The 9,261-nt window shown below is 42.6% G+C and carries 6 protein-coding genes; 3 read left to right on the forward strand and 3 right to left on the reverse strand.

The annotated features are described in order from the left end of the window. The first annotated feature begins 313 nt into the window (after positions 1 to 313). Positions 314 to 1,237 carry a glutaminase B gene (gene glsB / locus H5201_RS21550; protein WP_145235030.1) on the forward strand — a complete coding sequence of 308 codons (924 nt, stop codon included), beginning with the start codon at positions 314 to 316 and terminating at the stop codon, positions 1,235 to 1,237. A 20-nt stretch (positions 1,238 to 1,257) separates the two neighbouring features. Here the strand turns inward: glsB and H5201_RS21555 are convergent, their stop codons facing one another. Then, positions 1,258 to 2,562 carry an inosine/guanosine kinase gene (locus H5201_RS21555; protein ID WP_145235032.1) on the reverse strand — a complete coding sequence of 435 codons (1,305 nt, stop codon included), beginning with the start codon at positions 2,560 to 2,562 and terminating at the stop codon, positions 1,258 to 1,260. Between the two features lie 179 nt (positions 2,563 to 2,741). On the opposite strand from H5201_RS21555, the gene tadA reads away from it, so the two are divergent. Beyond that, positions 2,742 to 3,245, forward strand: coding sequence for a tRNA adenosine(34) deaminase TadA (tadA, locus tag H5201_RS21560; RefSeq protein ID WP_145235034.1), 504 nt, complete (start codon positions 2,742 to 2,744; stop codon positions 3,243 to 3,245). On the opposite strand, the gene H5201_RS21565 is transcribed toward tadA, so the two are convergent. Both H5201_RS21565 and mltF read right to left on the reverse strand, forming a co-directional pair. After that, positions 3,242 to 3,409, reverse strand: a complete 168-nt coding sequence (locus H5201_RS21565) for a hypothetical protein (protein WP_169020230.1) — start codon at positions 3,407 to 3,409, stop codon at positions 3,242 to 3,244. The two genes, tadA and H5201_RS21565, sit on opposite strands and share 4 nt — an antisense overlap. Before the next feature lie 134 nt (positions 3,410 to 3,543). Further along, the gene (mltF, locus tag H5201_RS21570) at positions 3,544 to 5,064 is read right to left on the reverse strand and encodes a membrane-bound lytic murein transglycosylase MltF (RefSeq protein WP_259398799.1); all 1,521 of its coding nucleotides are present in this window, start codon (positions 5,062 to 5,064) and stop codon (positions 3,544 to 3,546) included. A 253-nt stretch (positions 5,065 to 5,317) separates the two neighbouring features. Between mltF and purL the strand changes: the two genes are divergently transcribed. Next, the gene (purL, locus tag H5201_RS21575; protein ID WP_182785360.1) at positions 5,318 to 9,202 is read left to right on the forward strand and encodes a phosphoribosylformylglycinamidine synthase; all 3,885 of its coding nucleotides are present in this window, start codon (positions 5,318 to 5,320) and stop codon (positions 9,200 to 9,202) included. The last annotated feature ends 59 nt before the right edge of the window (positions 9,203 to 9,261 follow it).

A 9,261-nucleotide genomic window follows, 5' to 3' on the forward strand; every position in this document is an offset into this window, starting at 1 on the left:
AAGAAATAGTCGAACAGGTTTCGCAAGCGTGGAATAAATTCATTTCTGTTCCTGATACGGTTAAAAGCATATGCTCTAGAGACTGGATAAAATTGACTTAATCTTTATGCAGATTGGTATTAATCTTAAAAAACTCGCGCTACCCATAAGAAAATGCAAGCTCGCACTCTTTGTAAGTAAAAGGCAAATCAGCATTATTCATAAGTGACTGTAAGCGTGTTTTATTAGGTATTATTTGAGTAATAAAGTCAGTCTGCTTTTCTTCTAATATGGTAGAATTTTATTTCTGTTTTCAATGCCAATGAGGGTTACCTTGCCTACCTCTGATTATCAACAAGTCTTAAATGAAATTACCGCTGAGGTGCAACCACTGTTATCACAAGGTAAAGTGGCGGATTATATTCCAGCATTGGCTGAGGTTGATGCTAACCAATTTTCTATTGCTATATATACGACTGATGGCCAGACATTTTGCGCAGGCGATTGCTCGCAACGCTTTACAATTCAATCTGTTTCTAAAGTAATGACGTTAACGTTAGCGCTGCAGCGCTATGGTAATGAATTATGGCAACGAGTCGGCAAAGAGCCGTCAGGTACTGCGTTTAACTCTTTGACTCAGCTTGAGTTTGAAAAGGGTATACCGCGTAACCCTTTCATAAATGCCGGTGCTATCGTTACCTGTGATGCGTTATATAGCCGCTTGTCTGCACCTATGCATTCAATGTTAGAAACATTTAGGTTATTGTCTGGAAATAAGGGCATAGTGATTGATAAGAAGGTCGCTAATTCTGAGTATGAATTTCGTCATCGTAATGCTGCAATGGGGCATTTAATGAAGTCCTTTGGTAACTTTAAAAACGAAGTTGATGATGTGTTATGGGCATATTTTAATTTTTGTGCAATAGAGCTCAATTGTGTCGAATTGGCTAAAGCATATAACTTTCTGGCCAATAAAGGGATAGATAACGTGTCTAATAGACGCGTACTTTCAAGTCTGCAAAACAAACAGCTCAACTCATTATTATTTACCAGCGGCCTCTATGATGCGGCGGGCGATTTTGGTTATAGGGTTGGTATGCCGGGTAAATCAGGAGTATCGGGCACTATATTAGCGGTGTTACCGAATAAGTTTACAGTGGCAGTATGGTCGCCTGGGTTAAATTCATTTGGCAACTCGGTGGCAGGAATAGCAGCCCTTGAGCTGCTATCTAAAAAACTTGATATCTCTATTTTTTAACTAATATGTATTGGGAGTTGTTACTGCTCCCAATAAACCTGTTCGAGGCAGTCTTCACGCTCAGGTAAACCACGAGATAAGCGCGGTGAATGCTGTACTAACACCTCAAAACTGGCACGGTTAGCATACTTACTAATTTGTGCTAATGATGAGTAGGTCATTGCCGGTTGCTGGTGTTTAGCTGAATTACCAACATTGAGCTTATGGTAAACATTTGCCGATAAGTCATGTAGTACCGCCGCTAATGCACAATCTCCTGCACCATTGGTGTTCTTAATAGAGTCTGGACCACCCATAAATGGCGCTGTATGGCTGTATGCACGAATTGGCTGCTGACAGTCAACTTTGCGCATAGCGCGCGAAAACTCATAACGATTGAAATCTGGTATTGCGCCAGGCAGCAATGGGTATTCTGTTTCTCGTTTAAATTGCTCATCGATGTAGCCTGCCATAAACAAGCCTTTTTCACCTGCGGTACAGATCACTAAATCTACCCAATCAAGTGCTTTATCAGCAGCAAGTAGAGGGTCTTCAAAGCCAGTTATTGCCAGCCCTTCTTCCTCATTCATTGCTAAAATATCAACATGTTTTTCAACAAAACTAGCCCACCAAGTAGGGTCTTGCTCGATTAAAAACTTAGTACCAAGAGTGAGTACGACAGGGATGCCAGCATCATTGGCATATTTGACAGCTTGCATTGTTGCTTCTGTCATCGTCTCAGAACCTTGCGTACGCATTAAGTAAGCACTGATCACTAATGCCGATGAGTTCTCTATTAACTCCTGATCGATTGATTCAGGTCGTAGGTGGTTCATCAGACCTGCGCTGATGGCAAAAGTACGTTCACCAGTATCGTCAATGAGTGTAAAGCAGCGACCGATAGGACCATCTACCGGTTGTAAATAGTCGAGATCGACACGACTTGAGGTGTTACATAAAAAGCGATAAGCGTAGCTACCAATTTTAATGTTTTCACTCATCACACCCAGTAGTACAGAGCGGTCATCCGCTAATACTGAGTAGTTGTGCATAGTGTTGCCGATAGTACCGCCTGCAAACTCATAATCGATCATATCGTTGAGTTTTAAGCGGTCATATAATGCATTGGTTATATCACTATCAATAACTTGCGACATACCTCGGCGCAGTTGAAATTCGTCAAGGAAAGCTTGATCGACTTTAGCTTCTATATCAACTACGATTTGATCTATCCCTGTGATGTAGCTGCGTTGCAATTTATCACTGGCGTTGAGTTGATTAGTAAGTGGATCTTTGGCTTCCACTGGAAAATAATGTTTATGCCTGCGGCGTCCAGGAAATTTCATTTGCTACCCGTGTGTTGTGAGCTAAATAAAAAAAGCGAGAGATTATATCGTAAATCGCACGGGGTGAGCCATGTTAAAGCTGTTTTAATTTGTTTTATTTTTATCACTAATCAGTATATTTAGCGTTTTAATGGCCTAAGTGAGTATAATTAAACAATAATTAGTTAAAGATTAAGTCAATGAGTGAACAATTGAACGATCAATATTGGATGGCGCAAGCTCTAGAGTATGCAAAAAAAGCGGAGCAGTTGAATGAAATTCCTGTCGGTGCTGTACTGGTCAAAGATAATCAGTTGATTGCAGCTGGCTACAATCGTTCGATTACCGATAACGATCCTTCTGCTCATGCAGAGATGATTGCGATACGCGAAGGTGGCAAGGTCGTTAATAATTACCGCTTGATTGATTGTACTTTATACGTCACGTTGGAGCCATGCTCTATGTGCGCCGGGTTGCTAGTACACAGTCGTATCAAACGTTTAGTGTTTGGTGCTGCGGATGAAAAAACAGGATCAGCAGGCTCTATTATGAATCTATTACAAGATCCTAGATTAAATCATCAGGTTGAAGTTGAGGCCGGAATACTAGGTGAGTTGTGTGGGCAAACTATTTCTGATTTTTTTAAACGCCGCCGTCAAGAAATAAAAGCTGCAAAGAAAGCTTTGCGTGACCTGAAGGCTTAACCTGCAGGTGCTGCAATGCTTAACTCTGCCATTTGTTGCATTGCAAACATTCTGCGACGCCAAATTACTTTTCTATGTAAATTACGCAGCATTATTCTGCGACGGGTAGATGATGAATAAATAACATTTCGTTTGAACGAATGTGTACGCCGACGTTTCAGCATGGTTTCTCCTGAAAATGTGAGAGTGAGAAAAGATATAAGTTAATTATATACTTGATACTACACATTAGTGATCATTTGATGACAAGTAAATAGATATTTTAGTTTGCGCGTACCTATCGCATTTAAAGTTATTTTTATTGTTCGCCGTTATCTTTTTTTTGCGGTGCTTGCTCATCGATACTGTCATCTTTTGCTGGGGAGACCGTGGTTTGTATTGTGGCAGGCTTTGGATTTTTAATCTCAGCAGCTTGGGTAGTAGGTTGATCTATTTGTTCAGCATCATCGGGTTCAGTAGTCGGTGTGCTGATCGCGTCATTTTCATCTAACCAAACTAGTGCATCGTAGTAACGACGAATATTATCCACATACTTGACTGCAACGTCACCGCGCGAATAGCCATACTTGGTTTTACGGTAGTAACGTTTTTTGATTAATAGCGGTAAGCGTTTTTTCACATCAGCCCATTTATCAGGGCTAGCACCTTGCTGCTCGGTAATAATACGAGCATCGTTCACGTGACCCCAACCAATATTATAGGATGCTAAAGCTAGCCAAGTACGATCTGGCTGAGGAACGCGGTCGGGAATTCGTTTTTCTAGCTTCGTCAAATATTCTGCGCCGCCTTTGATATTTTGCTCAGGAGCAAGACGATTAGTTACGCCGACCTGCTTTGCAGTATCACGAGTGAGCATCATAATACCACGAACTCCTGTGGGGGATTTTGCTCGCGGATTCCACATTGATTCTTGATAACTTAAAGCTGCAAGTAATCGCCAATCTAGGCTGCCTGCATATTGCTCAAACCAAGGTTGATATTTTGGCAGTGTTTCTTTAATTGCTTCAATATAGGCAAGGGTATTAACGTAGTTAAATTGGCGGACATGGCCAAAATATTTTTCTTCAAGTACATAAAGCTGATTACTTTGTTTTACTTCACCAAAAAACGGCACCATTAACGCATATAACGAATCGTCGCCGTCTTTGCGCAGCAGCCAAGCAATGGGATCGTTACGAGTAACAGAAAAACCAATACTAAGATTAGGGTGATAGCGACGAAACAACGATAGGGTATGTGAGTCGGCAAGAGTGTAATCAATATCACCATCGATCACTGCTTGTAATAGCTCTTCTTCGTCGAGATCTTCTGTTTCGCGCCAATTTAAATTGGGGTGAGTTTGTTTAATTTGTTGCAGTGCCAATGAATGGCTACTTTTGGCAAGTACTGTCAGGTTATCGGTTAGATCATCAAAATCACGAGGTCTTACTCTACCTTGTTTATAAACCAGTTTTTGGCTAATTGTGCGATAGGTTGGGCCAAAACGGTAATCTTGGGCGCGTACTTTATTGTACGTTAAACCAGAGGCTATTAAGTCTAAATCGCCGCTATCTAAGCGTGAAAACATGTCGGATAAGTTAAAAAATGGCACCATCTCCAGTTCAACCCCAAGGTGATCTGCAAACTCTTGCGCTAACTCATATTCAAATCCTTGTTCACCTTGCACTGCTTGATAATAATTACTTGCTCCAGCTAACGTACCTACTCTGATTTTGTTTTGAGTTTTTATTTGGCTGAGTTGAGATTGCTGCTGTTGCATATCGCAGGCACACAAAAGCATTACTAACGTAATGATTGTTATTAGCTTTTGTTTAAACATACTGTGCCCCTTGAATGCTATTACACCCTTATATCAAAACTTTGCGATGACGTCACTTGGCGATTTGTCATAGATGACTTTACTGTGTTTTATATTTCATCTGCCACTAGGTATAATTAGCAATAAACGATGCTAACTTATAGCGCTCTTGCTGCAATTTTAATTCCCTGCTTAACCTGTATTTCCGAGTTACTTGAGTATATAATACCCGCCTAAAATATCGTTCAATCCCTAACCCCGGATGAAAATACCTATGTTGATCCTTCGTGGTGCACCAGCACTTTCCGATTTTAGAGTTCAGAAAATTTTAGCCCGTTGCCAACAGGCGCAACTTCCAGTCACTAATGTATACGCTGAGTATGCACACTTTGCAGATCTAACCGCACAGCTGTCAAGTGATGAGCAAACTAAGCTTGAGAAGTTACTTACCTATGGTCCAACGATTGCCGAACATACACCTGCAGGCACTTTGGTGTTAGTAACGCCTCGTCCTGGCACAATCTCGCCATGGGCTTCAAAAGCGACGGATATTGCACATAATTGTGGCTTAACTCAAGTACACCGTGTTGAGCGCGGCATCGCTTATTATGTTGAAGGTGACTTAAACGCTGAGCAATTAAATCAAGTTGCAGCCTTATTACATGACCGCATGACCGAAGCAACGCACAGCGCAATGGACAACGCTGCGACGTTATTCCGTACTGATGCACCGAGTCAAATGTCATCAGTTGACATTTTAGCCGGCGGCCGTGAAGCGCTAGCAACTGCAAACGTTGAGCAAGGTTTTGCCCTTGCTGATGACGAAATTGATTACTTGGTAGAAAACTTCCAAAAGTTAGGGCGTAACCCGAACGACATTGAATTATTTATGTTTGCCCAAGCAAACTCAGAGCATTGTCGTCATAAAATTTTTAATGCAGATTGGACCATCGATGGTGTAGTTCAGCCTAAATCGCTATTCAAAATGATTAAAAATACCTACGAGCTAAACCCTGAAAACGTATTATCTGCTTATAAAGATAACGCCGCAGTAATGAAAGGTTCGAAAGCGGGTCGTTTCTTCCCAAATGCTGAAGGTGAATATGCATATCATCAAGAGAACATTGAAATCTTGATGAAAGTTGAAACCCATAACCACCCAACTGCGATTGCACCTTTTTCTGGTGCTGCTACCGGTTCAGGTGGTGAAATTCGTGATGAAGGTGCAACAGGCCGTGGCTCTAAGCCAAAAGCAGGTTTAGTTGGCTTTACTGTATCAAACTTACGTATTCCTGGTTACGAGCAACCGTGGGAAACTGATTTTGGTAAGCCTGCTCGTATCGTTACAGCATTAGATATTATGACTGAGGGCCCATTGGGTGGCGCTGCGTTTAATAATGAGTTTGGTCGTCCAAACTTAGTCGGTTACTTCCGCACTTATGAAGAGCAAGTAACCAGTCATAATGGCCTTGAGGTGCGTGGTTACCACAAGCCAATTATGCTTGCAGGTGGTTTAGGTAATATTCGTACTGACCATGTACAAAAAGGTGAAATTCCTGTTGGCGCTAAGTTGATTGCGTTAGGTGGCCCAGCGATGAACATTGGTTTAGGTGGCGGCGCTGCTTCATCAATGGCGTCAGGCCAATCAAATGAAGATTTAGATTTTGCGTCAGTACAACGTGAAAACCCAGAAATGGAACGTCGTTGTCAAGAAGTCATCGATAAATGCTGGCAGTTAGGTGATGCTAACCCAATCGCGTTTATTCACGATGTGGGCGCGGGCGGTTTATCAAATGCATTCCCTGAGCTTGTTAATGACGGTGGTCGTGGGGGCAAATTCCAACTGCGCGATATTCCGAATGATGAGCCGGGCATGGCACCGCATGAGATCTGGTGTAACGAGTCTCAAGAGCGTTATGTACTTGCTGTCGCGGTTGAAGATTTTGACCGTTTTGAAGCCATTTGTAAGCGTGAACGTGCGCAATATGCTGTAATAGGTGAAGCGACTGAAGAGCGTCATTTAACCGTTGCAGATAGCCATTTTGGTAACAACCCCGTTGATTTACCACTGGATGTGTTATTAGGCAAAGCACCTAAAATGCACCGTGAAGCGCAATCTCAACAAGTTATTGGTAAAGCGCTGGATACTGCAAATATTGACGTAAGTGAAGCGGCAACACGTTTATTACGTTTACCTGCGATTGCTGAAAAGACGTTCTTGATCACCATTGGTGACCGCTCAGTAACAGGGCTAGTTGCTCGTGACCAAATGGTTGGTCCTTGGCAGGTGCCAGTTGCTAACTGTGCCGTAACTGCAGCAACGTATGACACTTACCATGGTGAGGCAATGTCTCTTGGTGAGCGTACACCTGCAGCATTGCTTAATTACGGTGCATCAGCACGTTTGGCCGTAGCTGAATCATTAACCAATATTGCTTGTGCTAACATTGGACCGCTTGAAAACATTAAGTTGTCTGCTAACTGGATGGCAGCAGCTGGTCACCCTGGCGAAGATGCGGGTCTTTACGAAGCAGTTAAAGCAGTGGGTGAAGAGCTTTGTCCTGCGCTTGGTTTAACCATTCCTGTGGGTAAAGACTCTATGTCGATGAAAACCCAGTGGGATGAGAATGGCGAGCAGAAGTCAGTAACAGCACCATTATCACTTATTATCACCGCGTTTGGTCGTGTTGACGATGTACGTAAAACGGTTACTCCGCAGCTACGTACAGATAAAGGTGAAACCTCACTTATCTTGGTTGACTTAGGTGCAGGTAAAAACCGACTAGGTGCATCAAGTTTAGCGCAAGTTTATAAGCAATTAGGTGATGTAACGCCAGATGTAGATAGCCCTGAATTACTAAAAGGCTTCTACAATGCAATGCAAGCGTTAGTCGCTGATAATAAGTTACTTGCTTATCATGACCGTTCAGACGGTGGTTTATTTACCACAGTGGCTGAAATGGCATTTGCGGGTCATACTGGTGTGACTGTTAATTTAGATGGTTTAACAGGTTCTGACATTGAAGCACTTTATAATGAAGAGCTCGGAGCGGTAATCCAAGTTGCTAACAGTGATTTAGAGGTCGTGAACGCAGTATTTGCTGAACATGGCATTGCTGCAATCAGCCATGAAATTGGCACACTTAACAGTGACGACAGTGTGGTATTTAACCGCTCTGGTAACCCTGTACTTAGTAATACGCGTACTGAATTACGTACTATTTGGGCAGAAACCACCTACCAAATGCAAGCACGTCGTGATAACCCTGATTGTGCCAAGCAAGAATTTGATGCCAAGTTTGATGTTAAAGACCCTGGTCTTAACGTTAAACTAAACTTCGATTTAAATGAAGATGTGGCAGCACCGTATATTGCGACAGGCGCTAAGCCTAAAATGGCTATCTTACGAGAGCAAGGTGTTAACTCGCATTTAGAAATGGCAGCTGCATTTAACCGTGCTGGTTTTGCGGCAGTTGATGTACACATGAGCGATATTCTTGAAGGGCGTTTAAGTCTGGAAGAGTTTAAAGGCTTAGTGGCATGTGGCGGCTTCTCTTACGGTGACGTGTTAGGTGCTGGTGAAGGTTGGGCTAAATCAATCTTATTTAATGATATGGCACGTGAGCAGTTCCAAAGCTTCTTTGAGCGCCAAGACTCATTTAGTTTAGGTGTGTGTAACGGTTGTCAGATGTTATCAACATTAAAAGAGTTGATCCCTGGCACTGAACATTGGCCACGCTTTGTGACAAATAAATCGGAACGTTTTGAAGCACGTTTTAGCTTAGTTGAAGTGCAAGAGAATCCTTCGGTATTCTTCAACGGTATGGCGGGCTCTCGTATGCCTATCGCTGTGTCTCACGGTGAAGGTCATGCTGAGTTTGCTAATGATGCAGCAGTGAAAGCAGCGCTTGAGTCAGGTACTGTAGCGGTTAAGTTTGTTGATAACTACGGTAACCCTACGACACAATATCCTGCTAACCCGAACGGCTCGCCAGAAGGTATCACAGGTATTACTTCAGCTGATGGCCGTGCTACAGTAATGATGCCACATCCTGAACGTGTATTCCGTGCGGTTGCTAACTCGTGGCACCCAGATGAGTGGCGCGAAGATAGCCCATGGATGCGTATGTTCCGCAATGCACGTAAAAATGTAGGTTAAACTATATTTATACACACTAGATTCATTATCTAGTACTAGAATAAAAGGCTGCACTATGC

Source organism: Pseudoalteromonas sp. SG43-6 (genome assembly GCF_014164365.1).
Classification (GTDB): Bacteria; Pseudomonadota; Gammaproteobacteria; order Enterobacterales; family Alteromonadaceae; genus Pseudoalteromonas; species Pseudoalteromonas rhizosphaerae.